Genomic DNA, 25,649 nt, shown 5'->3' with positions numbered 1-25,649 from the left:
ATACTTGCACGGCATGGACTCACAGAACGCAGTGCAGAACCCCGACGCGGACGACCCCTCGAGCGACGGTGAGACGGCCCGACTCTGGGACGTCGGCTACCAATCGACGGGCGACGTCGAGTACGAGTGTCTCGACTGTGGTCTCGTCGTCACGGCTGACGACCACCCGCTCACCTGTCCGACGTGCGAGGCGGCACTGCGAAACCGCTCCATGCCGATCGAGTGAGCGCGGAGTCGAGTCCCGAGACCGATACGCGTTTTTTTCTCGACGCCGACGACAGGGTATGACCGTCGACGCCGTTCTCTTCGACTTCGACGACACGCTGTACCCCTACTCGCCCTGCAACGAAGCGGGCAAGGAAGCGGCCTGGCAAACGGGCCGAGAACGGGGATACGACCTCGAGCGCGACGAATTCGACGACCTCTACCGGAGCGGCCGCCACGACGTCAAACTCGACCTCGCGGGCCGGGCGGCCTCCCACGAGCGCTATCTCTACTTCAAACGCGCCCTCGAGCAGCGAACGGGAACGCCGAAACCCGCCGACGCGCGGGCGCTAGGTGCGGCGTACTGGGACGCCTACATCGAGGAGATGGCGCTCTTTCCGGGGGTCGAAGAGACCCTCGAGACGCTTCGCGAGAAAGGGGTCGCCGTCGCCATCACGACCAACCTGACGACCCATGTCCAGTTGCGAAAACTCGAGGCGTTGGGACTCGAGCCCTCCCTCGACGCGCTCGTTACCTCCGAGGAGACCGGCCAGGAGAAGCCCGCCTCGGTGATGTTCACCCTCCCCCTGTCTCGCCTCGACGTCCGGCGCTCGCGGGCGGTGATGGTCGGAGACAACGTCGAGGCCGACATCGTCGGCGCGAACGCCCTGGGGATCGAAACGGTGCTGTGGAACTGGGAGGGCGACGACGCGGCGCTCGAGGGCGAACGTGCCCCGGACCACAGGATAGATGCCGTCGAAGAGCTAACCGAGGTGGTACTGTGATCCTCGAAGCCGAGCGCAGACAGATCGTCGAGCATGCGTCGGAACTCGCCTCGCTCACCCCCGGCCGGACGGGAAATCTGAGCGTCCGCGGGAGGGGCGACGACGCGGACGCCTTCGCGATCACGCCGACGGGCGTCCCCTACGACAGTTTCGACGTCGAAGACACGCCGGTGGTCGGCGTCGATGGTGAACACCGCGAGGGCGGGATGGCACCTAGCAGCGAGGTGCCGATGCACAGTTCGATCTATCGCCGGGAGGACGTCGGCGCCATCGTCCACACCCACTCGCCGTGGTCCACGGCGATGGCGGTCTGCCACCAGCCGCTGCCGCCGATCCACTACATGATCGTCGCCGTCGGCAAACGAGTGCCCGTGGCGGAGTACGCCCCCTACGGCACCGACGAACTCGCGGCCAACATCGTGGCCGCGATGGCAAACGCCGACTCGACGGCCTGCTTCATCGAGAACCACGGGCTCGTCGTGACCGCCCCCGACCTCGAGACGGCCCTCGAGAACACGGTCCACGTCGAGAGCCTGGCCCGGTTGTACCTGCAGTCGATCGGCGCGAGTCTCGAGCCGAAGACGCTATCCGACGCGCAGTTAGAGACGGTGCTCGAGCAGTTCGAATCCTACGGGCAGTAGATGGGACTCGAGAGAGTCACAGCGGGTGGTCGATAGCAATGCTCTCCGAAATCTAGTCCCGATCCGCGAGCAGGTCGCTCGCGGTCACCAGCGACTCCATCTCGAGGCCCGCCGCCTCGACTTCCTCCCGGCCGCCCTCCTCGCGGTCGACGACGACGAGCGCGCGCTCGACGGTCGCGCCTGCCTCGCGCAGGGCCTCGACGGCCTCGACGAGACTGGTGCCGGTGGTGACGATATCCTCGAGTACGACGACCTCCTCGCCCTCGGCGAGTCGCCCCTCGACCAGGTTCCCGGTGCCGTACTCCTTGCGCTGTTTGCGGGCGATGACGTAGGGGACGCCCGCGGCGACGCTGGTCGCCGCCGCCAGCGGGACCGCGCCGAGGGCGACGCCCGCGATCTTGGCGTCGGGCTCGAGGCGGTCGGCGAACGCCTGGGCGATCAGCTCGAGACACCGGGGGTCGGTCTCGAAGAGGTACTTGTCGACGTAGTACTCGCTCGTGCCGCCGTGGGAGAGTTCGAACTCGCCGAACTGGACGGCGTCCGCGGCCCGCAGCGCATCGATGAGCTCCTGGTTCGCCATTGGCGAGAGTGGCGCACTCGAGCGAGATAAGCGGTGTGGAACGCGGCGGGTGGACGGATCGCTCACACTCGGAACGTGGCCGGGAGCACGTTCGTCGTATTTCGACGAGCGTGCTCCCCGGGGAAAGGTAGGTGCGCTACGAAACCCACCGTGAGCGACCGCAGGGAGTGAGCGGGCCGACGTCCGACGTGAGCGAGTGAAACGAGCGAACGGAGAGGAGTGCTTTTGGTCCAGCCTGAGCGGAAGCTTCGCTTCCGCGAGGTCCAAAAGAGCTTTGCTCTTTTGAAGATTTTGCCGAGCGTCGACGCGCCGTGCGCCAGCTACGCTGGCGTCGGCGAGAGAAGAGCGCAGCGCAAAAGGTGGGCTACCAGGGCTCGTTCTTCAGCCCGAGTTTGTAGGCGATCATGTTCGTCGTCACGTGCAGGATCGGCGTGAGCAGGACTACGACGAGGATGACGCCCCAGGTGAACACCTCGAAGAACCACTCGGTGGCGAGCAACGCGGTGAGCGGGAGCGACACCACGACGAAGTCCAGTTGATCGACGCCGGGGAACATCGCGCCGCGTTCGCGGCCCGTGCGGCGCTTGACGAAGGAGGCGAGGATGTCGCCGAGCATCGCACCCGCGGCGAGGCCGAGCGCCGCAAGCGGGGTAAACGCGGGAACGTCGAACCCGATCGCGGCGCTCACGTCGTCCGCGAGAAGCGTCAACACGGCCGCGAGCACCAGTCCAGCGAGAATCCCCGCGGCGGTTCCTCGCCAGCTCTTCCCGTCGCCGAGGATCCGCGACCCGCCCCAGGTTCGCCCGCCGTCGATCGGCCGGCCGCCGCCCGCCAGCACCGCGGCGTTGTTCGGCACGTAGGCCGGCAACATCGCCCAGAACGCGATGACGATCGTCTCGAGTACTGCCATGTCACCTCCGATGACTGCCCGTAACTTAACGGGGATGGTTCGCGTCTCGAGGCGGCCCCTCGGAGACAGTACCGCAGTTCTCGGGTACTGCCCTCGCTTCACTGAGGTGGTATCCGTCTCCGGCGTGCGTGAAAGGATTTTATCGGCCGTGGGTGAGGTTCCCATACGCCGATGCCAGGTGACGTGTTCAGCGACCGTGAGTACGGGCGGCGTATCGAGCGAACCAAAGAGCGGATGCGGGCGGCGGGGCTCGACGCGATCGTCGTCTCCGATCCGTCGAACATGAACTACCTCGCGGGGTACGACGGCTGGTCGTTTTACGTCCACCAGGCGGTCGTCCTGACCACGGAGCGCGAGGAGCCGATCTGGGTCGGCCGCGAGATGGACGCCGGCGGCGCGCGGGCGACCACCTGGCTCGCCGAGAAGAACATCCGTTCGTACAGCGACGATCACGTCCACTCGCCGCACGATCTGCACCCGATGGACTACATCGCGGGCGTGCTCGAGGAGTGCGAGGTCGCCGACGGCCGGATCGGCCTCGAGATGGACGCCTCGTATTTCACCGCGAAGTCCTACACGCGCCTCCAGCGGAACCTCCCCGAGGCCGAGTTCGAGGATGCGACGCTGCTCGTGGGCTGGGTTCGGATCAAAAAATCGGAGCAGGAACTCGAGTACATGCGCCAGGCCGCCCGCATCTCCGAGAAGGCGATGGAGGCAGGCCTCGAGGCGGTCGCCGAGGGGGTGCCGGAGTACGAGGTCGCGGCGGAGATCTACGACGCCCTCGTCCGGGGGACCGACGAGTTCGGCGGAGACTACCCCGCGATCGTCCCGCTGATGCCCTCCGGCGAGCACACCGGCACGCCTCACCTCACCTGGACCGACCGGCAGTTCGAGGACGGCGATCCGGTGATCATCGAACTCTCGGGCTGTCGCCACCGGTATCACGCCCCGCTGGCCCGGACGACGGTCGTCGGCGAGCCACCCGAGAAGCTCCGGGAAACCGCCGAGATCGTCACGGAGGGGATCGAGGCCGCCCTCGACGCCGTCGAGCCGGGGGTCACCTGCGAGGCCGTCGAGGAGGCCTGGCGGGAGACGATCGCACAGTACGGCATCGAGAAGGAGGACCGGATCGGCTACTCGGTGGGGTTGGGCTACCCGCCGGACTGGGGCGAGCACACCGCGAGTCTCCGGCCGGGCGACGAGACAGTGCTCGAGGAGGACATGACGTTCCACACGATCCCCGGCATCTGGACCGCCGAGGTGGGAATGGAGATCAGCGAGACGTTCCGAGTGACCGCGACCGGAGTCGAAACACTTGCCTCGTTCCCGCGACGACTGTTCACCGCCTGAAATGAGCATGGAACCCGCCCAGGAGACCGAACCCGATTCCGACGCACACGAAACCGACTCCGCGCTCGTCACCGCCCGCCGCCAACTCGAGCGCGCCGCCGCCCACGTCGACGTCGACGAGGGCGTGATCGAGCGGCTGAAACACCCGACCCGCGTCGAGCAGGTGTCGGTGCCCCTCGAGCGCGAGGACGGCTCCGTCGACGTTTTCACCGGCTACCGCGCCCAGCACGACGACGTCCGCGGCCCCTACAAGGGCGGCCTTCGCTACCACCCCGAGGTGAACATCGACGAGTGCATCGGGCTCTCGATGTGGATGACCTGGAAGTGCGCCGTGATGGACCTCCCCTTCGGCGGGGGGAAAGGCGGCGTCGCGGTCAACCCGAAGGAACTCACCGAAGATGAGACCGAGCGGCTCACCCGCCGGTTCGCAGAGGAGCTTCGCGCCGTCGTCGGTCCGACGAAGGACGTTCCCGCCCCCGATATGGGCACCGACGCCCAGACGATGGCCTGGTTCATGGACGCCTACTCAATGCAACAGGGCGAGACGACACCCGGCGTCGTCACCGGGAAACCGCCCGTCGTCGGCGGCTCCTACGGCCGCCAGGAGGCTCCCGGCCGCAGCGTCGCGATCGTCGCCCGCGAGGCCATCGACTACTACGATATCGGCCTCGAGGGTGCGACGGTCGCCGTCCAGGGCTTCGGCAGTGTGGGCGCCAACGCCGCCCGACTGCTCGACGAGTGGGGCGCCGACGTCGTCGCCGTCAGCGACGTCAACGGCGCGATCTACGACCCCGACGGGCTCGACATCGAATCGATTCCGACCCACGAGGAAGAGCCCGAAGCGGTCCTCGAGCAGGACGCCCCCGAAACCCTGTCGAACGAGGAGATCCTGGAACTCGATGTCGACGTCCTCGTTCCCGCCGCCGTCGGCAACGTCATCACCGCCGAGAACGCCGCCGACGTCCGGGCGGACCTCGTCGTCGAGGGTGCCAACGGCCCGACGACGTTCGCCGCCGACAGCGTCCTCGAGGAGCGCGGGATTCCGGTGATCCCCGACATCCTCGCGAACGCGGGCGGGGTGACCGTGAGCTACTTCGAGTGGCTCCAGGACATCAATCGCCGCCAGTGGAGCGTAGAGCGGGTTCAGGGGGAACTCGAGGAACACATGCTCGACGCCTGGCACGACGTCCGCGGCGAGGTCGAACGGAAGGAGCTAACGTGGCGCGACGCCGCCTACGTCGTCGCGCTCTCCCGGATCGCCGAGGCGAAGGCGACGCGCGGGCTCTGGCCGTAGCCCTAACACGGCCCGCTCCCGTCTGGAGGGGGCCGCGTCACAGCGACGCGACGAACTCACCTACCACCTCGTTGAACCGGTCCGGCTCCTCGACGGTGATGCAGTGGCCGCTTTCCTCGAAGCGTTCGAAGCGCGCGTCCGGGAGGAGCGTCGCGGCGTACTCGACGGCTGCCGTTAGTCGCCACTTCTCGTCGGTGCCGGCACACACCAGCGTCGGGACGTCGACCTCGGGGAGCACGTCGCGGTAGTCGCGTCGCAACTCCAGGAGCAACGACCCGTGTATCGGCGGCGGCGTTCGGGAACACTCGTCGATCATCATCGTTCGCAGTTCCCGAGACGGCGGCTCCTTGAGCAACGGCTCGATCGATCGCTCGAGGAGGGCGAACGGCTCCGTCTGGATCTCGACGAGCGTCTCACTGAGTCCCTCGACGTCGTACGTTCCGTACTCGTAGCCCTCGCGGCGAAACGGCGACGGCTCCATGTCGACGTCGACCAGCGCGCGAAGCCGGTCGGTTCCGAACTGGGCGACGTACTCCCAGGAGACGAGCGCGCCCATCGACCACCCGACGAGGACGACGTCCTCGAGGTCGAGTCGCTCGAGAAACGCGCGCAGGTCGCGAGCGTACTGTGGAAGGGTGTGGCCCAGGTCGGTCTTCTCCGATCGGCCGTGACCCCTGAAGTCGAACGCCAGCGTTCGGTACTCCGCCGAGAGTCCGGTTAGCTGCGGTTCGAAGAACCTGAGCCCCGCCCGTATCCCGTGGAGGAAGACGATCGGCGCCCCCGTTCCGCGCTCCTCGTAGTAGAGATCAGCGCCGTTGCACTCTCCGATCGGCATAACGACGAACGTACGCCGCCTGCGATCATAATCGTGCCGGGCGGAGACGGGATTGTGCCAGGCGGAACGACGGACGTCTCAGCACGTGTCCGGCCGGAAGACGGCGTTCTCGAGGTCGCCGCCCTCCTCGAGCGCCGCGAGGTTGTGGGCGACGATGTCTGCGAGTCGATCCCAGTGTTTCGGCGTGTAGCCGCCCGTGTGGGGCGTGATGAGGCAGTTCTCGAGATCCCACAGCGGGTGGTCGCCCGGCAGGGGTTCTGGGTCGGTGACGTCGAGGGCGGCGCCTCGGATCCCGTTGTACTGCAGCGCCGAAACCAGCGCGTCGGTGTCGACGATCCCGCCGCGGGCCGCGTTGACGACCACGGCGGTCGGCGGTAGCGTCGCCAGCGCCGCCTCGTCGACGAGTCCCCGCGTCAGCTCCGTGAGCGGGCAGGCGAGCACCACGTAGTCGCTGCGCGAGAAGGCGTCGTGAACGTCGTCGGTCTCGAACCCGAGCACCTCGTCGGTCGGCCCGCCCTTCTCGGGCGTGTAGCGGATGCCGATCGTCTCGACGGCAAAGCCCTCGAGTCGCGTCGCTACCGCCCGTCCGATCGATCCGAGGCCGACGATCGTGACGGTGCTCCCGGCGAACTCCGAGGACTGGAAGTGACGCCACTCGCCGTTGCGCTTGCGCCGCCACCCCTCGTGGAGGTTCCGCGCGAAGACGAGCATGTTCGCGATCGACTGTTCGGCGATGCCGGGAGCGTGGATGCCACCCGCGTTCGTCACGGCGACGCCGCGATCGGCCAGCGCGTCCACCGGCACGTGGTCGGTGCCGGCGAACGTACACGCGAACAGTTCGAGTCGATCGGCGCCCTCGAGCAGGTCGACCTCGATCGTTTTTCCGGTCGCGACTCGCGCTCGCGAAACGAGTTCGCGCTCCGCGTCCGGCGTTTGCGCGAACGCGACGGCGTACTCAGGGAGCCGCTCGCGGAGCGCGTCGGCGTACGATTCCATCGATAACCCTTCCGTCCCCTCGCGGAGGACGACGACGTCCGGATGCGTGTTCATGTAGATTCCCGCGTCGAAGACGCGTTTCTCGCCACCGATCGTCCACCCCGCTGGAACGGTGGGGCTGGGGCGATAGCGTCGAATCGTCGCCAACTTTCTTATCCCTTTGTGTCGTCGACCGCCGGCGGTTGTGCACAACTAAGCCGGTCGGGTGCGTCAGTCTCTCGCATGACCGTACCGAGACGGGATCGCCTCGTTCCCCTCAGACGGAGCCTCCACCGCCACCCCGAACCCGCCTGGCGCGAGTTCGCCACGACCGCTCGCCTCGTCGAGGAGATCCGGGCGATCGGAGTCGACGACCTCGCCGTCGGCCCGGAAGCGTACGATCCCGCGGATCGAATGGCAGTCCCTGACGACCTCGAGCCGTGGCTCGAGCGCGCCCGCGAGCGCGGGGCCGATCCGGCCCTGCTCGAGCGGATGGCCGGCGGCGCCACCGGTGCGATCGCCGTCCTCGAGCGCGGCGACGGTCCCGTGATCGGCCTGCGCGTCGACATCGACGGACTGTTCGTCGAGGAGTCGACCGACGGGGATCACGTTCCCGCGGCCGAGGAGTTTCGCTCGGAGATCGAGGGAACGATGCACGCCTGCGGCCACGACGTTCACATGACCTGGGGGCTGGCAACCCTCGAGGCTATCGCGTCGAGTGATTTCGCGGGCCGACTGGTCGTCTTTTTCCAGCCCGCCGAGGAGGTCGGCGGCGGCGGCCGTCCGATGGCGAGAAGCGAGTTCGCCGCCGGCCTGGACTATCTGCTCGCGGTCCACGTCGGCCTCGATCATCCGACTGGCGAGGTCGTCGCGGGGATCGAGAAACCGCTCGCGATGAGCCACCTCGAGGTCACCATCGAGGGCACCGCCGCCCACGCTGGCCAGTCACCCGAGCGCGGCGACAACGCGATGCACGCGATGGGGACGGCGATCGAGAACGCCTACGGCATCCCCCGTCACAGCGACGGAATGACGCGGGTGAACGTCGGCAGGGCGGAAGCGGGAACGACGAGCAACGTGATCGCCGAACGTGCCCGCATGGAGGCCGAGGTCAGGGGCGAGACGACCGAGCTGATGGAGTACGTGAAGGCCCGCCTCGAGCGGACCGTGACGGGAGCGGCGACGATCCACGGCTGTCGTGCCGACGTCGAGGTCGTTAGCGAGTCCCCGCGAGCGGACAGCGATCCCGAACTGCGGGCGCTCGTCGGCGGGGTCGCGAGCGACCTCGAGGGCATCGAGCGAGTGCTTCCGACGGCCGATTTCGGCGCGAGCGAGGACGCGACCTATCTGATGGAGCGCATTCAAGAGGAGGGCGGGCTCGCGGCCTACCTGATCGTCGGCACCGATCACCCGACGGGCCACCACACCCCGACGTTCGACGTCGACGAGGCGAGTCTCGAGCACGGGGTGGACGTGCTCGTCGAGACGATTCGGGAACTCGAGCGTCGGCACCCCGTCCCGCGGGGTGGCACGGACGAATGAATGGAGCGGCCTCGAGGAGGAGCGAACTTGCGATCACCTGCAGAACCGGCCGAGAGTGACGGTTACGAGCTGCGAAGCCGAACGTCGCTGACCTCGAGTTCGGTGACGGCTCCGGGATCGCAGCGACGGTCCCAAAAGTACACCGGGCGGGACTGGTCGTGGCTCAGGCGGCAGTTGCGCCCGTCCCGACGGCCTCGATCGCCTCGCAGAAGATCCCGATTCCGAGATCGATCTCGCGCTCGCTCGAGTCCAGCGGCGGCAGCAGCCGGATCGTCTTCGTCCCGCAGCCGAGGGTGAGCAGCCCGCGTTTCAACGATTCGGTGACGACGGCGTCCCGCCGATCTGCGGTGTCGAACTCGACGGCGAGCAGCAGCCCTTTACCACGAACATCCTCGACGGACGCCGGCGCGTCGTCGCGAAGCAGCTCTTTGGCCTGCGTCCCCCGCCGAGTGGCGTTTGCGAGCAGGTCGTAGTCCTCGATGGCCTCGAGCGTGAGCGCGCCCATCGTCGACCCCAGGAGGTCGCCCCCGCCGAAAGTCGAGCCCAGGCGGTTCTTTTCAGTGGGGAAGATCTCCGAACGTGAGATCGTCGCGCCCACCCGCAGGGCCTTCGCGCTGACGATCACGTCGGGTTCGATCGGATAGTGATCCGAGGCCCAGATCTCGCCGGTGCGGCCGACCCCCGTCTGAATCTCGTCGACGACGAGGGGGATCTCGTACTCGTCGGTGACGTCCGCGACCGCCTGCATGAACGCCTCGCTGGGGAAGCGGTAGCCGCCGACGCCCTGGATCGGCTCGAGCACGAGAAACGCGACCTCCTCGGGATCGAGGTAGCCGCCTTCCGGGGACAGCGAGTTCCGAAGGAGCGAGCCGTCGCTCGAGAAGAATCCACAGTCACAGCTGTCGGCGTCACATCCCCGGTCCGCACAGAAGGGAACCGTCTCGATTCCGCCAACCTGAGGATAGTGGCGGGTGTACACCGCCTTCGACTTCGTTACCGAAAGGGCACCGGTGGTGCGGCCGTGAAAGCTTCCTAAAAAGGCGACCCCGTACGTCGCGGGCGCCCGGTGGTCGTGGGTGATCTTCATCGCGTTCTCGATCGCCTCTGCGCCGGAGTTCGAGAGGAAGACGGTGTCCATCCCGTACCGACTCGAGACCGCGACCAGTTTCTCCAGCAGGTGACTCGAGCCCGGTACGGCCGCCTCCCCGGGAGTCGCGCCAGCGCCGGCGTACATATCCTGTCCGGCGATCTTCATCGGCTCGACGAGGTCGAACTCCCGGAGCGGCTCGAGGATCTTCTCGTTGTTGTAGCCGAGCGGTGCCGCACCGATATGGCAGGTGAAGTCGAGCAGGACGTTGCCGTCGACGTCGGTGACGAACGGGCCGTCAGCCTCGCCGGTCACGTCCCAGACGAACTCGTGGGAGTACTCGCTCGGGGCGGCGTTCCTCCCGTGGAACTCGATCCACCGCGTCGCGTTCGGTCCGGGAAACGCCTCCACCGCCGGCTCGGCAGACGTCCGATCCATACACGGATCACGTGTATCCGTCCATTAAACATTGTTACAGGAAAACCGTGTGTCCAGTATCGGTGACGCTTCCCGAGACGAGTTGGGATGTCCAACAGCGGTCAGCGGCACCGTCTACAGAGATCGGTTCCGGCCGCCCGCCCGAACGCCACCGACGCCGCCCTGGTATCGTGTGACGCTGGATCGGCGGGTGAAACCGGGGCGACGGTCGTCGGCAACCACCAACTGCCTTATAATATGCAGGCCAACTAGTGGCTATGATACCGCCGATCGCGAGTCGGTTCGTCGCCGGGGAGTCGCCGGCCGAAGCCCTCGAGCACGTACGTAAACTGAACGATAGAGACGTCAAGGCGATCATCAACCTGCTGGGCGAGCACTACGACGACCGCACGGCCGCCGAGGCCGACGCCGCGGAGTACCGGAGTCTCGTCGCGGACATCGCGGGCTCGAATCTCGACGCCTGTATCTCGGTCAAACCCTCCCAGATCGGGCTCGATCTCGGCGAAGGCGTCTTCCGGGAGATTCTCGCGGAGATCGTCGCCGAGGCGGCCGATCACGGCGTCTTCGTCTGGATCGACATGGAAGATCACACGACGACGGACGCGACCCTCGACGCCTACGAGGAGTTCGCCCGCGAACACGAGGGGGGCGTCGGCGTCTGCATTCAGGCGAACCTGAAGCGCACCCGTGAGGACGTCGAACGGCTCGCGGACGTGCCCGGCAAGATCCGCTTCGTCAAGGGTGCCTACGACGAACCCGCGGCGATCGCGTACAAGGACAAATCGGAGGTCAACCGCGCGTACAGGGAACTGCTCGAGTACGCCTTCGAGAACTTCGACGACGCGGCGGGAATCGGGATCGGCAGCCACGATCCCGAGATGATCGACTACGCGATCTCGCTCCACGAAGAGCACGGCCACGATTTCGAGATCCAGATGCTGATGGGCGTTCGCGAGGACGCCCAGAACGAGCTGGCCGCGGAGTACGAGATGTGGCAGTACGTCCCCTACGGCGGGCGCTGGAAGTCGTACTTCTACCGGCGGGTGATGGAGCGCAAGGAGAACCTCTGGTTCGCGCTACGTGCGATCGTCGGTCGCTAAAGGGAAGGGCTCATATCCCCGTGGTGTGAGACTGGTCACATGACCTCGTGGAAGCGTGACTTTGCGAGCGGACTCGTCGTTCTCGGTCCGATCCTGGTCACTCTCTACATCATCTACTGGATCTACGGGCTCGTCGCGGGGATGACACCGGGGCTGATTCTGGACGCCGAAGCGCTCGAGCCGCTGATCGCGGGCACCAGCGAGCAAGCCGAACAAACGCGCGAGGAGGTCGCACAGTTCCTTCGCGTCATCGTCGCGCTGACCGTCCTGATCATCCTGACGCTCTCGGTGGGGTATCTGATGCGAACGACCGTGGGCGGGCTGGTCGAACGCGTCGTCGACGACGTCGCGAACCGGGTCCCCGGGCTGCGGGTCGTCTACAACGCCTCGAAGATGGCGGCGGAGACGGCGTTCGGGGAACAGGAATCGCTACAGAAGCCGGTCAAACTCCAGACCTGGAACGGGCTTCGGATGACCGCGTTCAAGACGGGGAAGACAACAGACGACGGCCGCGAAGTGCTGTTTTTACCGACCTCACCCAACATCACCACCGGGTTCGTCATCGAGGTCGAACCCGAGCGGATCACCGAACTCGACGAGAACGTCGAAGACGCCCTCACCCGTGTGCTCAGCGCCGGCTTCGGCGATGCCGACCGGAATCGAATGGACGCGGGCATCTCTATCGACGTGGTCGACGAACGACTGACGAGTGACGAACGAAAGGCCGACGACGACTAACGACCGTTTGCCGAGGGACGCTCTGCTGTGTGGCGAAGCCACCAGCAGAGCAGACCGCAGCGCAAATGGTCGATCAAAAGCACTCCTCCTTCCGTTCGCTCGTTCCACTCGCTTACATCAGTCGTCAGCCCGCTCGCAGCCTTCGGCTGCTCGCGGTACAAACCTGTGAACAGCCTGCCCTTCCCCGGGTCGCGCGGTCGCCGCAGGAGCGACGACCGCGCTTTCGGCCGGAGCCGCTCGGATCTCTATACAGAGAGTTGTGGCCGGGAGCACGTCTCGACGGACACGTCGCGTGTGTGGCCCGAGGGAGGGTGGGCGAAGCCAGCCCGCAGCGCAAAAGGTGGGTTGTCTATACGTATGTAAACCACTCGTCGTAGTCGTCGGTGCGCCGCTCGACGACGTCGAAGAACCGGGACTGGATCTCCTCGGTAACGGGGCCGCGGGTGCCCTCGCCGACGACGACGTTGTCGACCTTGCGGATCGGGGTGACCTCGGCGGCGGAACCGGTGAAGAACAGTTCGTCGGCGGTGTTGAGTTCGCCTCGAGAGATCGAGACGTTGTCGTGAACCGTGTAGCCCAGATCGCGGGCGATCTCGATCACGGAGTCGCGGGTGATGCCGTCGAGGATGGACTCCGAGAGGCCGGGGGTGAAGATCTCGCCGTCGCGCACGAGAAAGATGTTCTCGCCGGGACCTTCGGCGACGTTACCCTCCTTGTTCAACACGATGGCTTCGGCGCAGCCGTTGCGGCGGGCCTCCTCGCCGGCCAGCAGGCTGTTGACGTAGAGGCCGGTGGTTTTCGCGTTGGTGGGGATCTGGCTCGAGGAGTGCTTGCGCCAGGAGGAGACCATCACGTCGATACCGTTCTCTAAGGCCTCCTCGCCGAGGTAGGCGCCCCATGGCCAGACGGCGATCATAGTACGGGTTGGACAGTCGCCGGGACTCACCCCGAGGCTCTCGTAGCCGTAGAAGACCAGCGGGCGGATGTAACAGGAGGCGAGATCCTGTCGGGTGATGAGTTCCTTCGTCGCCTCGGTGAGCTCTGCGGGCTCGTGGTCGATCTCCATCTCGTACGGTTTACACGAGTCGTAGAGCCGTTCGACGTGTTCCTCCCACCGGAACAGTGCGGGGCCGTCCTCGGTCTCGTAACAGCGGGCGCCCTCGAAGACGCCGGTGCCGTAGTGGAGGCCGTGGGTGAGCACGTGGACCTGCGCGTCGTCCCAGTCGACGTACTCGCCGTCCATCCAGATCGTGTCGACGTCCATCTCCTCGAAGCTCATAGAGGGGGAGAGGAAAGCCACTGTAATGAACGTTCGCGATTCTCTCGAAAACGCGTCAGCCCAGTCTGTCGAGCACGTCGCTGCCCTCGAGGTACGGCAGGTCGTGGCGACTGGCGTACGCCCGCGCGTCGGCCGGCGAGCGGGCGCCGCCGGTTTCGTCGTCGAGCATCTCGCAGACGACGACCGCGGGCGGGAGGTCGGCTGCGGCGGCCAGTGCAAGACCGAGTTCAGTGTGACCCTCGCGTTCGGCGAGTAGCTGGGGGGCGGCCCTGAGGAGGTAGACGTGGCCGGGGACGCGAAACTCCTCGGCGAACGTGGTCTCGTCGGGTTTGGCCGCCGCCTCGCCGAGCTTGCGGATCGTCAGCGAGCGGTCGTTGTCCGTAATGCCGGTGTAGGTGTCGCAGTGGTTGACGGTGAGTGAGAACGACGAACGGTCGTCGTAGCCGAGGTCGTGGTCGGCGGTCGCGGGGTGGTCGACCGCCTCTTCGTAGAAGGGGAGGTCGAACGCTTCGGCGGTGTCGTCGTCGAACGCGACGCAGATCAGTCCGCCCGCGTCGTTTCGCATCCGCGAGACGGCCTCGGGGGTGACGGCGTCGGCGTGATAGATCAGGTCCGTCTCGCCCTCGCGGTCGGCAGCGTCGTGGACGAGCACCGGGTCGCCGACGCGCAACGCCTCGAGCGCCTGATCGACGGTGTCCGGCGTGACGTCCGCACTCGGTCCCGCACCCGCGGTGGACGGTCCCGCCATCAGTGATCACCCACGTAGACCGTGACGTGGTCGTCGTCGGCGAGCGCGAGCGCCTCGCGGAGTTTCTCGGGGGCGATCAGTTCGAGCTGGTCGTCGTCGTGGTGGGTGCGCTCGGGGGCGATGGTGTGGGCCTCTTCGTAGACGTCGCCGTCGGCCGTCTCGACCGTCGCGGGGTAACAGACGGCCGGACCGTAGGTGCGCTCGTCGTCCTCCCAGCCGTCGATCGGGATCGGTTCCAGCGAACTCATCGCGTTCCGGCGGCGAACGCTGTCCTCTCGGAGTTCGACGTTGAGCGTTCCCGGAAACGGCTCGTACTCGAGGCGCTCTCGGAACTGGCGGCTGTAGCCCGGCAGCGAGATGTAGTGACGACCCTCGCCCATGCCGCCGGTGACGGTGCCCTCGAGTTCGATTTCCGCGCCCGTCTCGAAGATGCGACGGTACTCCTCGTACTCGGCCCGGAGCGCCCCCTCGCCGTCGTCGGTGATCGCGACCCACTGGCCGTCGCTCACCGTATCGCGCTCGAGCAGTCCGGCGCTCTCGAGGCGCTGGAGGCGACGCGAGGCGGTCTGGTTCGACGCGTCGAGACGAGATGCGAGTTCCGCACAGGAGATCTTGACGTCGCCCTCGAGGCCGCCCTCGAGCGCGAGCAGCCGCAGGACGGCCAGTTCGTCGTGGCCGACGGCGGACGCCGCTGTCAGTGACATACACTGGAGTTTGCCGTCTCGACGTAAAAGCATACCGAATGTGGCATGCGTTCCAGAAGTGTGATGGGGTGCGGCTCGCCCGGGATCGGTACTCACACCTCGAGGAGTCGGGGCTAAAACCTGGCGGTTCCGGTGGGGTTGGCAGCTATGGACAGCGCGGGGTCGGCGGGCGAGAGGTGAGGCCTCACGTGTGGGCGTCGCGCTCCCAGAACTCGCTGTCTTTCTTGAGCTTCGGAACCCAGGTATCCGTCGTTTTCGACAGCAGCGCGACTCGAGAGGCGGGTACCTCCTTGAGTTCCGTAAAGTCGGGCATGTACTCCCCGATCTCCTCGGTGAAGGCGACGACCTCCTCGTGGTCGGGCATCGACGAGCGGTCGAGACGGCCGCGGGAGTGGCCGACGTGCATGTACGCCTTGAGTTCGATGAAATCGGGGTCTGCGCGTTCGTAAAAGGCAGCGTACCAGTCGGGGTTGCGCATGTTCTCGCCCTTGACGAGCGTCGTCCGGAGGACGGTTCGCGTCTCCTCTTTCTCGGCGAGGACGTCCATCGTCTCCACTAACTTCTCCCAGGCGTCGTCCTCCATCGCCTTGACGACCTGGTCGAACGTGTGGCGTTCGGGCGCGTCGACGCTGATGTAGAGTTGCGTGGGGTCACACTCCCGAATCACCTCCGGCCGGGTGCCGTTGGAGACGAGGAAGGTCGTGATGTCCCGGTCGTGGAACGCCTCGATGAGCTCCGGCAGGTAGGGGTACAGCGACGGTTCGCCGTCGAGGCTGATCGCGACGTGGCGCGGTTCCATCGACTCCTCGAACACCTCGCGGGGGACCTCGTCGTTGCCGCCGAAACCCGAGAGCAACTTCTTCTGGAGCGTGATCGAGGCGTCGACGACCGCTTCGGGGTCGTCCCACTCGACATCGTCCATCTCGTAGGCGTGGCCGTTGTGATCGCGCCAGCAGAAGACGCAGCGCTCGTTGCACCGCACCACCGGCGTCATCTGGATACACCGGTGCGACTCGATGCCGTAGTAGATGTTCTTGTAACACTTCCCCTCGCCGCGCAGGGCGTTCGCGGTCCAGCCGCAGGTCTGGGCGGCCGTGTGGTTCTCGCTGTGGTAGTTCGGACTCGAGACCTGCATCGGCCCGCCGTCCCCGTCCGTTCCGTCGGCGGAATCGCTCATACTGCGATCGATTGGGGAGGCGCGGACAAAAGGCGTGTGGTGTGCACCCGCTCACTCGTAGGCCCCTCCCCCCAACCGGTCCATCCAGATGATACGAAAATTTGAATCGAATATAAAGAATGTACATATTGCTGTAAACTATTACAGAGATGACTATCCGATTGACTGTTGATGACGAACGATTCAACTGATAGTGGAGCCTCGGACGGCGTGACGCGCCGGGGCGCGCTTGCCTTGGCGGGGCTGGCAGGTGCGGGTCTGCTCAGTACCGGCGGCGTCGGAGCGAGCGACAGCGGCGAATCCATCACCCTCGAGGACGATCTCGATCTGGCCGGCAACGACCTGATCAACGGTGACAACTTCTGGCCCTCGAGCGACTACGCGAGTTTCTGTACCTCCGGGACGGGGGGCGGCCACGCACAGCTGTACGACACGGCGGCGGGAACGCACTTCCTGCGGGCGTTCGAGGGGGAAGAAGACAGCCCCGGGCCGGTCGAGTTCCAGGCGCCGATCAAGGGTGCGCGAGCCGACGCGCCAGGAACGCCCGAACCCGGACCGCTCCGGGTGCTCGAGGGAGCGGTCGTCGACAACCTCTCGGTGGCCGGCCACAATCGGATCGACGTCGTCGCCGAGCCGACGATCGACCACGAGGGTGACCTGGCTGCAGAGATGCTCTCGTATCTCGAGAGACAGGAGACGGTCGATCACACGTTCGTCCTGCCAGGGGGACGGTACTCCTGGAACACCACGTTCGCGCTCACCGGCTTCGACCACGTCGGCGTCGTCGGTGCGCCTGACGCGACCCTCGAAATCGAGTCCGACGACGTCGATATCGCGTTCAACCTCGGCTCGGGCCGCGGTGGCGCGGGTCGGGCAACGCTGCGTAACTTCACGGTCGACATCAGCGGGGACGCAGACCGTGACGCCGGAGTCGCCAGGGTCAACGTCGACGACCGGGCGATCCTCGAGAACCTCACGCTCCGCGGAGAACGACACCGGCAGGGGCCGAACGGTGGCCACCGATTTACGGTGCTCGTCAACATCACGGAGGAGACGGGAGTAGGGACGATCCGCAACGTCTCGCTCCCCGACGGCGATCGGGAGACGAACTCCGATTCGGTGGGTCACGCGATTCCCTTCAGCGCGGACCCACCCCATGAGGGAATCAACGTCTTCGAGGGCTGTTACGTCGAAGGCTTCGTCGACAACGGGTTTTACGTCTCGAACTCGCCCGGGAAGTCCCTGCTCCGGGGCTGTACGGCCAAGAACAACGGCGGAGGTAACATCCGACTCGGTGCCGGCGACGTCGCTCGCGACTGCCGTATCATCCTCGAGAACGGCATCGACGTCGACTACCCCGGCTGTGGCCTCTGGCTCAACGAGGGGGCGCCGCTCGCCGAGAACGTGACGATCGACGCATCGGGTGCTGCGAACGACGCCATCCGCGTCAACAGGAGAGCGGACGGCGGTCGGATCTGCAACGCGACCGTCACGCTCGGTCCCGACGCCGACGCGAACGCGATCCGCATCAGCCAGGGCAACAACGAGGCGCTCGAGCCGGTGATTCTCGAGAACGTCACCGTCCACGACGACACGCGCTACGACGGCGATCGCGGTTTCTCCGTACACATCCGCCGGGAGAACGTGACGCTTCGGGACTGTGAGTTCCGGATCAGTGAGCCCGATGAACTTCGAGAGGGCGTCTATATCTCCGAACCCGACGTCCGCCTCGATCGCTGTTCAATCACCGTGGCAAACGGCGGCTGTGCCGTCAACCTCGATTCGACGGATATCGACCTGTTCGGCTGTCGGCTCCGCGGAAACGGCAGCCGATCGGCCGGAATCGGACTCTCGAGCGGCTGCGACCCGCAGACGATTCAGACGATCGGTCTCCGGGCAGACAACGTCTCCGTTCGCGACTGGATCGACTCGGGAGTCTCGACGAACGACCTGCTGGGATAATCCAGTCGACTCGGGGTCTCCACCCCACTCCATTACACCTGCCGTCTTCGAACCTGCTCGAGCGCCGCCAGCGTTCCGTCGGCGTGGGCCGCTTCGAGGACTTCGTCCGCGGCCTCGCGGGCGGCCTCGTCGGCGTTCGCCACCGCGAACGATCGGCCAGCGACCGAAAACGTCGAGACGTCGTTGATCGAGTCGCCGACGGCGACGGCGTCGGCTGGGTCGAAGCCGACGTGGTCGGCGATGGTGCGAACGCCGTCTCCTTTGTTCGGCGCCCTGTCCTTGACGTGGTAGGCGTAGCCGGTGTCGACGACCTCGAGACCGTGATCGGCGGCGATCGCTTCGAGGGGCTCGAGCGGGCGCTCGCGGGAGACGGCGAGTTCGGTCTCCCGCCACCGGTTGACGGTGTCTTCGGGACCCCAGCCGAGGTCGTACCCCGCGGCACGGTACTCCTCGGCGACGGCCTGGGCGGCGGCGCGGTCGGCCGTGAAGTGGACGCCGTTGCCGGTGTAGACGACGCCACCGTTTTCGGCGACGACGAGTTCGGGAATACCGACGAGATGGCAGAGCGCGATCGGGTACGGAAAAGCTTTGCCCGTAGCGATCACGATCGGGGCCTCCCAGTCGAGCAACGGCTCGAAGATTCGGGGATCGATTCCCCACCCCTCGGTGCGCGTGAGGGTGCCGTCGATGTCGAGGACGAGCGGCGGATCTGCGGTCATTACCCGGGGTTGGGGGCCCGGCGCTAAAGACGTTGGTTCTCCGATCGACCCCCTCGTCGACGTCTCGATGCCGGTTTCACCGCTCGGTGCCGTCGGTCGCCCAGCCGCGAGCGCACTCGAGGGCGTCCATCCAGCGATCGTACTTCTCGTCGGCCGCCGACTGCGCTAGCTGTGGCTCGAACTCGCGGTCGACCTGCCAGTTGGTGCGCAGTTCCTCGAGGTCGGTCCAGTAGCCGACGGCCAGGCCGGCCGCGTACGCCGAGCCGAGCGCCGTCGTCTCGTCGACGACCGGTCGAACGATCTCCGAGCCGATGATGTCCGACTGGAGCTGACAGAGGAAGTTGTTCTTGACCGCGCCGCCGTCGACCTTCAGCGAGGTCATCTCGATCCCCGAGTCAGCCTCCATCGCCTCGGCGACGTCGCGGGTCTGGTAGGCGATGGATTCGAGGGTCGCCCGGACGACGTGCTCTCGGCGGGTGCCCCGGGTCATCCCGACGATCGTGCCGCGGGCGCGCTGGTCCCAGTGGGGTGCGCCCAGTCCCGTGAAGGCGGGAACGACGTACACCCCGTCGGTGGTGTCGACGCTCCGGGCGAGTTCGGCCGTCTCCGTGGGATCGTCGATCAGCGTCATGTCCTCGAGCCACTCGATCGCCGCCCCGGTGATGAAGATCGACCCCTCGAGGGCGTACTGCACCGGTTCGCCCGAGCGCTGGAACCCGATCGTCGTCAACAGCCCGTGTTCGCTCTCGACTGCCTCTCCGCCGGTGTTCATCAGGAAGAAGCTCCCGGTGCCGTAGGTGTTTTTGGCGTCGCCGGCATCGAAGCAGGTCTGGCCGAACAGGGCGGCCTGCTGATCGCCGAGCGCGCCCGCGACCGGGATCTCCGCGTCGAGGAAGCCGTCCGGATCCGTCGCGCCGTAGGTGTCGTCGTCGCTCGAGGGTCGGACCTCGGGCAGCATCGCTTCCGGAACGCCGAACTCCTCGAGGAGGGCGTCGTCCCACTCGAGGTCGTGGATGTCGTACAGCATCGTCCGCGAGGCGTTCGTCACCTCGGTGACGTGGGCGCCGGTGAGGTTGTAGATCAGCCAGGAGTCGATCGTCCCGAACAGCACCTCGCCCTTCTCGGCTCTCCCGCGGACGTCCTCAGGGCGGGATCGCTCGAGTTTGATCGGGTCGGCGTTCTCGAGCAGCCACTCGGCTTTCGTCGCCGAGAAGTAGGCGTCGGCCTCGAGCCCCGTCTTCTCGCGGATGGTCTCGACCATGCCGTTCTCTTCGAGCTCCTCGACCCGATCGGTCGTCCGACGATCCTGCCAGACGATGGCGTTGTGGACCGGTTTGCCCGTGTCCGCGTCCCACAGCACCGTCGTCTCCCGCTGGTTCGTGACCCCGATGGCAGCTAGCTGCTCCGGACTGATCCCCGCCCGATCGAGTGCGGTCGTGATGACCCGTTTCGTGTTCTCCCAGATCTCCACGGGATCGTGTTCGACCCAGCCCGGCTCCGGATAGATCTGTTCGTGTTTCTCGTAGGCGTTCGCGACGACCTGGCCGCCGTGGTCGAAAACCATGAATCGCGTGCCCGTCGTCCCCTGGTCAACTGCGCCGACGTATGTGTTGTTCGTCACTGATGATCACTCCTGGTCCGTTTAGCGCCGGTGGTACTGGCGTCGCATAGCACCGGTAAACTGTCGCGACGATCGGTATAAATGTTGGCGACCGGGGACGGAGCCGGGAACCGTTCGCAGCTCACTCCTCGAACCGGATGGCGGCTGTGATCAACGACACCGTAAAGACTCGCCCGCCCGTCGATGTGAGCGAAGGGATGGCACATGATACGGAGGTTCTCGTTCTCGGGGGTGGATCGACCGGCTGTGGTATCGCCCGCGACCTGGCGATGCGCGGCCTCGAGGTCACCCTCCTCGAGCGGGGGAATCTGACACACGGAACGACCGGTCGAATGCACGGTCTGTTACACAGCGGCGGGCGCTACGCGGTTTCCGACCAGGCCAGCGCGAGGGAGTGCATCGAGGAGAACCGGATCCTCCGCGATATCGCGGGCCACTGCGTCGAGATGACCGGCGGGCTGTTCGTCCAGGGCCCCGACGATCCCGACGAGTACTTTCGGGAAAAACTCGAGGGCTGTCGCGACTGCAACATTCCCGCCCGCGCCCTCTCCGGCCGGGAAGCCCGCGAGGTCGAACCGTACCTCGCGAACGATATCACGCGCGCGATCCAGGTGCCCGACGGCGCCGTCGATCCGTTCCGACTCTGCGTTGCGAACGCCCTCGACGCCGAAGCCCACGGCGCTCGGATCGAACCTCACGCCGAGGTGATCGACCTCCTGCGTGAGGGCGACGATATTTACGGCGTCACCGTCCGCCACGACTCCGGCCCCGGAAAGCGCGTCCACCGGTCGCCGGGGACCACCGAGGACATCACCGCCGACTACGTGGTCAACGCGACGGGCGCGTGGGCCGGCCAGATCGGGAAGATGGCTGACCTCGAGGTCGCGGTCCGCCCATCGAAAGGGGTGATGACGATCATGAACGTCCGGCAGGTCGACACCGTGATCAACCGCTGTCGACCGAAAGGCGACGCGGACATCATCGTCCCCCACGAGACGACGGCTATTCTCGGGACGACCGACGAGGAGGTCGAAGATCCCGACGACTACCCCGAGGAGGGGTGGGAGGTCGACATGATGATCGACACCCTCTCGGAGCTCGTGCCGATCCTGAAGGACGCGCGCACGATCCGGTCGTTCTGGGGTGTCCGGCCGCTGTACGAACCGCCCGGAACCGGAACGGCCGACCCCACCGACATCACGCGCGATTTCTTCCTGCTGGACCACGAGGAACGCGACGGCGTCTCGGGAATGTCGAGCATCGTCGGCGGGAAGTTCACCACCTACCGGGCGATGGCCGAGGAGATCGCCGACCACGTCTGCGCCGAACTCGGCGTTCGGGCCTCGTGTGCCACCGCCGAGGAGGCGCTCCCGGGGAGCGAGAACCTCGCGATACTCGAGGACGCGATGGACGACTTCGGTCTCCGCTCACCGATCGCCCGGCGGAGCAAACAGCGCCTCGGCAGCCGCGCTCCCGACGTGCTCGAGACGGACGAGCCGAACCCCGTTCTCTGTGCCTGTGAAGGGGTCAGCCGTGCGGAGATCCGCGACGCCATCTCCCAGTCGGGATCGGACCTGAACGCGGTTCGAATTCGGACGCGAGCCTCGATGGGGAACTGCCAGGGCGGCTTCTGCTGTCACACGATGGCCCACGAACTCCATCCCGAGTACGACGAGCCGACTGTCAGGAGCGCCCTCGACGAGCTGTTCCAGGAACGCTGGAAGGGCGAACGCCACGCCCTCTGGGGCGAACAGCTCTCCCAGGCGATGCTGAACTACGCGCTCCACGCGACGACGATGAACCGCGACGCCGATCCCGCGAGCACCGACGCGGACGTCGACTACGGGGCGTTCGATAGCGGCCCGGACTCGAGTTCGCCGTTGCGCGGGACGGCCGACAGTGTAACGACCGACGGCGGCTACCCCGCACACCGCCCTCGAGACCGGGACGACGGAGGCGACCGCTGAATGGCGATCGAAGACGACGTGCTGGTAATCGGCGGCGGTCTCGCCGGTGCGACGGCGGCGCTCGCCGCGGCCGAACGGGACATCCGCGTTCGACTGCTGTCGTACAAACAGAGCACCCTCAGACACGCCAGCGGTCTGATCGACGTGCTCGGCTACACGCCGGCGGGGGAGGGACCGCTCGCGGAGCCGTTCGAGTCGATTCCGGCCCTCCCCGAGGGCCACCCCTACGAGCGGGTCGGCGTCGATGCGGTCCGGGAGGCGCTGCTCTTTTTCGATGCGATCGCCGGCGACGCCTACGTCGGTGCTCACACCGACTCGAACGCGCTGGTCCCCACCAGCAGCGGAGCGATCAAGCCGACGGCTCGCTACCCCACTGCGAGCGAATCCGGCGTCGCGAGCGATCCACGAGACACCCTGCTGGTTGGCTTCCCCACCCTCCCCGACTTCGACGCGCCGCTGGCGGCGGCGCACCTCGAGGCTGCCGACGTACCGTTCGCCGCTCGAGGCGTGACTCTCCCGTTTCCCGGCATCCAACGCGACGATGCGAAGATCACGCGGTACGCGCACCTCCTCGACCGGAACACGCCCGTCGACACGGGCGTTGGCGAGGCACCCGCCCGGACCGCGTTAGCCGAGGCCGTTCGGCCGCACCTCGAGTCCGAATCGAGAGTCGGGTTCCCGCCGATACTCGGCGACGAACACGCCGACGTTGTGCGCCGCGATCTCGAGGAGCGCCTCGGCGTCGACGTCTTCGAGGTCCCGTCGGGACCGCCGAGTCTGCCGGGGATGCGACTCGAGGACCTGCTGTACGGGGCGCTCGAGGACGCGGGGGTCCGGGTGACGACCGGCGTTCCCGTAGTCGAATACGAGCCCACGTCGACGACCGACGGCGACGCGAATGGCACTGGTGACGAGGGCGACGCGATCCGTATCGACCACGTTCTCGTCGACCGCAAGGGCAGGGAAGTGCCATACCGCGCGAGCGAGTACGTCCTCGCGACCGGCGGCCTCGTCGGAAAGGGGATTCGCTCGGAGCGCACCGCGACCTCGGCTGCGGGCGACGATGCGGCGACACACGGCTCGGAGGCCTCGCCGGCCTACCGCTCGAGTATGGACTCTGGGGAGAAGTCGACCACATCCCAGACTGTGGCCGATGACGGGGCCGTCGAGACGCCGGCACAGCGTTCCGGCCGCGTATTTGAACCGATCTTCGACTGCCACGTCTCCCACGCCCCCGACCGCTACGACTGGTTCGTCGACGACGCCTTCGGCGACCAGCGGTTCGCCCGCTACGGCCTCGCCGTCGACCGGGAGCTACGGCCCCTCGGAGTCGAGGGGGGCCTCGAGTTTGCGAACCTACGGGCAGCGGGCGCGGTACTGGGCGGCTACGACTACGCGGCCGAGAAGTCCGGTAGCGGCGTTTCACTCGCGACGGGCTACGTCGCAGGCAGCCGCGCTGGCGAGCGGGCGACGGAGGCCTCCAAATGAGTGCACAGGTTCATATTCCGTACCGTAGCGGTTCTCCAATCACCACCACCGATCTGATCCAATGAGCGACGCAGAACAACCCACCGATGACCGCGCAGACGACGAATTCGACCCGATCCAGGTCTTCCCCGAAGCCGAGGAGATGGACCTCCGGCCGGGGGCGGACAACTGCTACAAGTGCTCGACCTGTGACACCAACTGCCCCGTCGCGGAAGTCGACGACGAGTTCCCCGGACCGAAGTTTCAGGGACCGGAGCAGTGGCGGCTCAAGCGCCAGGACGACCACGATATCGACGACTCGGTGATGAAGTGCTCGAACTGCATGCGCTGTGACCACGCCTGTCCCTCTGAGGTCCCGCTGAGCCAGATGCACAACACCGCTCGAGGCGAGTACGTCGAGGAGAACATGAGCAGGCGCTCGCTCGAGTACTGGCGCAATCGCCTGCTGTCGAACTACGGGACGATGGCCCGGCTCGGGAGCAAGGTGCCCCGATTGACGAATTTCGTGATGGGTCTGTCGATAACGAAACTGGTCAACGACAAACTGCTGGGCATCACGAGCGAGCGGGAATTCCCCGACTTCGCGACGGAAACGTTCCGAACGTGGTGGGAGAAGCGAGGCGGCAACGCCGCCTCGAAAAAACGAGCGCAGGAAGCGCGAGAGAAGCGAGGCAAGGGACAGAGCGACGACAAGCGCGTCGCCTACTTCCACGGCTGCTACTCGAACTACAACACCCCCGAGGTCGGGAAGGCGATGGTCCGGGTGTTCGAACACTTCGGCTACGAGGTGCTCGTGCCCGACCAGCGCTGTTCAGGCACGCCGATGTACGCGAACGGCATGCTCGACGACGCCGAGCGGGCGGCGAAAACGAACGTTCCCGAACTCGCGGCGGCAATCGAGGACGGCGCGGACGTCATCGCCTCCTGTACCTCCTGTTCGATGTCGCTGCGCCAGGAGTACCCCGAACTGTTCGACCTCGAGGGCGTTCACGAAGTTTCGGACAACACCTGGGAGGCCCTGGAGTACCTCCGCGTCCACGAGGATCTGGCGGAGACACTCGAGGGAGCGGAAGTCGACGTGCCGAACCTCGCTTATCACGCACCTTGTCACGCACGCAACCAGGGTCTCGACGGCCAGGCGCTCGAGGTCCTCGAGGAAATCGACGACATCTCGGCTCACGACGTCGGCGATTCCTGTTCGGGCATCTCCGGCACCTACGGCTGGAAAACCGAGAACTACGACGCGTCGATGAAAATCGGCGAGGAGATGTTCGAACACATGGAGCGGGCCGATGCCGACGCCGGCCTCACGGAGTGTCCGACGTGTGCGATGCAGATGGAACACGGCACAGGGTACGAGATTCTTCACCCGTTGCAGGTGCTCGAGGCGGCGCTGAAGGACTCTACTCCGGAAACTGTAATGTAATTGTGCTCGGGCCGCGTGCCCTTCGCCTTCGTTCAGCAACACCGGATACGACAATCGTCGAACTTTATTGCCGGTTGGT

At 66.3% G+C, this 25,649-nt stretch carries 23 protein-coding genes; 12 read left to right on the top strand and 11 right to left on the bottom strand.

Features of this window, described 5'->3' with window-relative positions; genetic code table 11:
- Positions 1–13 precede the first annotated feature (13 nt).
- From AC6I6S_RS04830 to AC6I6S_RS04820, 3 genes are read left to right on the top strand one after another with little or no spacing between them, the layout of a single operon-like run.
- Positions 14–226, top strand: coding sequence for a rubrerythrin-like domain-containing protein (locus AC6I6S_RS04830; protein ID WP_497948599.1), 213 nt, complete (start codon positions 14–16; stop codon positions 224–226).
- Positions 227–284: 58 nt separating this feature from the next.
- Complete coding sequence (locus AC6I6S_RS04825) at positions 285–989, top strand: ribulose-1,5-bisphosphate 5-phosphatase (protein WP_497948598.1); 705 nt, start codon at positions 285–287, stop codon at positions 987–989.
- Entirely contained in the window at positions 986–1,630 is a 645-nt protein-coding gene (locus tag AC6I6S_RS04820) for a ribulose-1-phosphate aldolase (RefSeq protein ID WP_497948597.1), read from the top strand. The genes AC6I6S_RS04825 and AC6I6S_RS04820 overlap by 4 nt, the downstream gene beginning before the upstream one ends.
- A gap of 52 nt (positions 1,631–1,682) precedes the next feature.
- On the opposite strand, the gene pyrE is transcribed toward AC6I6S_RS04820, so the two are convergent.
- Together pyrE and AC6I6S_RS04810 are read right to left on the bottom strand one after the other, a co-directional pair.
- Entirely contained in the window at positions 1,683–2,210 is a 528-nt protein-coding gene (pyrE, locus tag AC6I6S_RS04815) for an orotate phosphoribosyltransferase (RefSeq protein WP_497948596.1), read from the bottom strand.
- 364 nt (positions 2,211–2,574) lie between these two features.
- Complete coding sequence (locus AC6I6S_RS04810; RefSeq protein ID WP_497948595.1) at positions 2,575–3,120, bottom strand: CDP-2,3-bis-(O-geranylgeranyl)-sn-glycerol synthase; 546 nt, start codon at positions 3,118–3,120, stop codon at positions 2,575–2,577.
- Positions 3,121–3,291: 171 nt separating this feature from the next.
- Between AC6I6S_RS04810 and AC6I6S_RS04805 the strand changes: the two genes are divergently transcribed.
- Together AC6I6S_RS04805 and gdhB are read left to right on the top strand one after the other, a co-directional pair.
- Positions 3,292–4,470, top strand: a complete 1,179-nt coding sequence (locus AC6I6S_RS04805) for a M24 family metallopeptidase (RefSeq protein ID WP_497948594.1) — start codon at positions 3,292–3,294, stop codon at positions 4,468–4,470.
- Position 4,471: 1 nt separating this feature from the next.
- Complete coding sequence (gene gdhB, locus AC6I6S_RS04800) at positions 4,472–5,764, top strand: glutamate dehydrogenase GdhB (RefSeq protein ID WP_497948593.1); 1,293 nt, start codon at positions 4,472–4,474, stop codon at positions 5,762–5,764.
- Between the two features lie 37 nt (positions 5,765–5,801).
- Here the strand turns inward: gdhB and AC6I6S_RS04795 are convergent, their stop codons facing one another.
- On the bottom strand, positions 5,802–6,599 hold the full coding sequence (locus AC6I6S_RS04795) for an alpha/beta fold hydrolase (protein ID WP_497948592.1): 798 nt from the start codon (positions 6,597–6,599) through the stop codon (positions 5,802–5,804).
- 78 nt (positions 6,600–6,677) lie between these two features.
- Positions 6,678–7,649: a D-2-hydroxyacid dehydrogenase gene (locus AC6I6S_RS04790; protein ID WP_497949299.1), complete on the bottom strand. Its 972-nt coding sequence runs from the start codon at positions 7,647–7,649 to the stop codon at positions 6,678–6,680.
- A gap of 168 nt (positions 7,650–7,817) precedes the next feature.
- Here AC6I6S_RS04790 and AC6I6S_RS04785 point away from each other — a divergent pair, with 168 nt between their 5' ends.
- Complete coding sequence (locus tag AC6I6S_RS04785) at positions 7,818–9,116, top strand: amidohydrolase (RefSeq protein ID WP_497948591.1); 1,299 nt, start codon at positions 7,818–7,820, stop codon at positions 9,114–9,116.
- 163 nt (positions 9,117–9,279) lie between these two features.
- Here AC6I6S_RS04785 and AC6I6S_RS04780 read toward each other — a convergent pair whose 3' ends face one another.
- Complete coding sequence (locus tag AC6I6S_RS04780) at positions 9,280–10,641, bottom strand: aminotransferase class III-fold pyridoxal phosphate-dependent enzyme (protein WP_497948590.1); 1,362 nt, start codon at positions 10,639–10,641, stop codon at positions 9,280–9,282.
- A gap of 257 nt (positions 10,642–10,898) precedes the next feature.
- Here AC6I6S_RS04780 and AC6I6S_RS04775 point away from each other — a divergent pair, with 257 nt between their 5' ends.
- The gene (locus AC6I6S_RS04775; RefSeq protein WP_497948589.1) at positions 10,899–11,741 is read left to right on the top strand and encodes a proline dehydrogenase family protein; all 843 of its coding nucleotides are present in this window, start codon (positions 10,899–10,901) and stop codon (positions 11,739–11,741) included.
- A gap of 39 nt (positions 11,742–11,780) precedes the next feature.
- Entirely contained in the window at positions 11,781–12,479 is a 699-nt protein-coding gene (locus AC6I6S_RS04770; protein ID WP_497948588.1) for a DUF502 domain-containing protein, read from the top strand.
- A gap of 349 nt (positions 12,480–12,828) precedes the next feature.
- Here the strand turns inward: AC6I6S_RS04770 and AC6I6S_RS04765 are convergent, their stop codons facing one another.
- The 4 genes from AC6I6S_RS04765 to twy1 all read right to left on the bottom strand — a co-directional run bounded on the left by AC6I6S_RS04765 (position 12,829) and on the right by twy1 (position 16,387).
- Positions 12,829–13,758, bottom strand: a complete 930-nt coding sequence (locus tag AC6I6S_RS04765) for a branched-chain amino acid transaminase (protein ID WP_497948587.1) — start codon at positions 13,756–13,758, stop codon at positions 12,829–12,831.
- Positions 13,759–13,813: 55 nt separating this feature from the next.
- Complete coding sequence (gene ribB, locus AC6I6S_RS04760; protein ID WP_497948586.1) at positions 13,814–14,506, bottom strand: 3,4-dihydroxy-2-butanone-4-phosphate synthase; 693 nt, start codon at positions 14,504–14,506, stop codon at positions 13,814–13,816.
- Positions 14,506–15,210: a DUF120 domain-containing protein gene (locus AC6I6S_RS04755; protein WP_497948585.1), complete on the bottom strand. Its 705-nt coding sequence runs from the start codon at positions 15,208–15,210 to the stop codon at positions 14,506–14,508. Before AC6I6S_RS04755 ends, ribB begins: the two co-directional genes overlap by 1 nt.
- Positions 15,211–15,394: 184 nt before the next feature.
- Positions 15,395–16,387: a 4-demethylwyosine synthase TYW1 gene (gene twy1 / locus AC6I6S_RS04750; protein ID WP_497948584.1), complete on the bottom strand. Its 993-nt coding sequence runs from the start codon at positions 16,385–16,387 to the stop codon at positions 15,395–15,397.
- A gap of 171 nt (positions 16,388–16,558) precedes the next feature.
- Here twy1 and AC6I6S_RS04745 point away from each other — a divergent pair, with 171 nt between their 5' ends.
- Entirely contained in the window at positions 16,559–18,349 is a 1,791-nt protein-coding gene (locus tag AC6I6S_RS04745) for a hypothetical protein (RefSeq protein WP_497948583.1), read from the top strand.
- Between the two features lie 32 nt (positions 18,350–18,381).
- Here AC6I6S_RS04745 and AC6I6S_RS04740 read toward each other — a convergent pair whose 3' ends face one another.
- Both AC6I6S_RS04740 and glpK read right to left on the bottom strand, forming a co-directional pair.
- Entirely contained in the window at positions 18,382–19,068 is a 687-nt protein-coding gene (locus tag AC6I6S_RS04740) for an HAD-IIB family hydrolase (RefSeq protein ID WP_497948582.1), read from the bottom strand.
- A gap of 76 nt (positions 19,069–19,144) precedes the next feature.
- Positions 19,145–20,689 (bottom strand): glycerol kinase GlpK, encoded by a 1,545-nt coding sequence (gene glpK / locus AC6I6S_RS04735; protein WP_497948581.1) that lies wholly within the window; start codon positions 20,687–20,689, stop codon positions 19,145–19,147.
- A 197-nt stretch (positions 20,690–20,886) separates the two neighbouring features.
- On the opposite strand from glpK, the gene glpA reads away from it, so the two are divergent.
- From glpA to AC6I6S_RS04720, 3 genes are all read left to right on the top strand, one after another.
- On the top strand, positions 20,887–22,656 hold the full coding sequence (glpA, locus tag AC6I6S_RS04730) for an anaerobic glycerol-3-phosphate dehydrogenase subunit GlpA (protein WP_497948580.1): 1,770 nt from the start codon (positions 20,887–20,889) through the stop codon (positions 22,654–22,656).
- Positions 22,657–24,144, top strand: a complete 1,488-nt coding sequence (gene glpB / locus AC6I6S_RS04725) for a glycerol-3-phosphate dehydrogenase subunit GlpB (RefSeq protein WP_497948579.1) — start codon at positions 22,657–22,659, stop codon at positions 24,142–24,144. It begins immediately after the preceding gene.
- Positions 24,145–24,205: 61 nt separating this feature from the next.
- Positions 24,206–25,570 carry an anaerobic glycerol-3-phosphate dehydrogenase subunit C gene (locus tag AC6I6S_RS04720; RefSeq protein WP_497948578.1) on the top strand — a complete coding sequence of 455 codons (1,365 nt, stop codon included), beginning with the start codon at positions 24,206–24,208 and terminating at the stop codon, positions 25,568–25,570.
- Positions 25,571–25,649: the final 79 nt, after the last annotated feature.

Source organism: Natrononativus sp. DTA114 (genome assembly GCF_059736515.1).
This window is presented reverse-complemented; position numbering and strand designations above follow the sequence as displayed.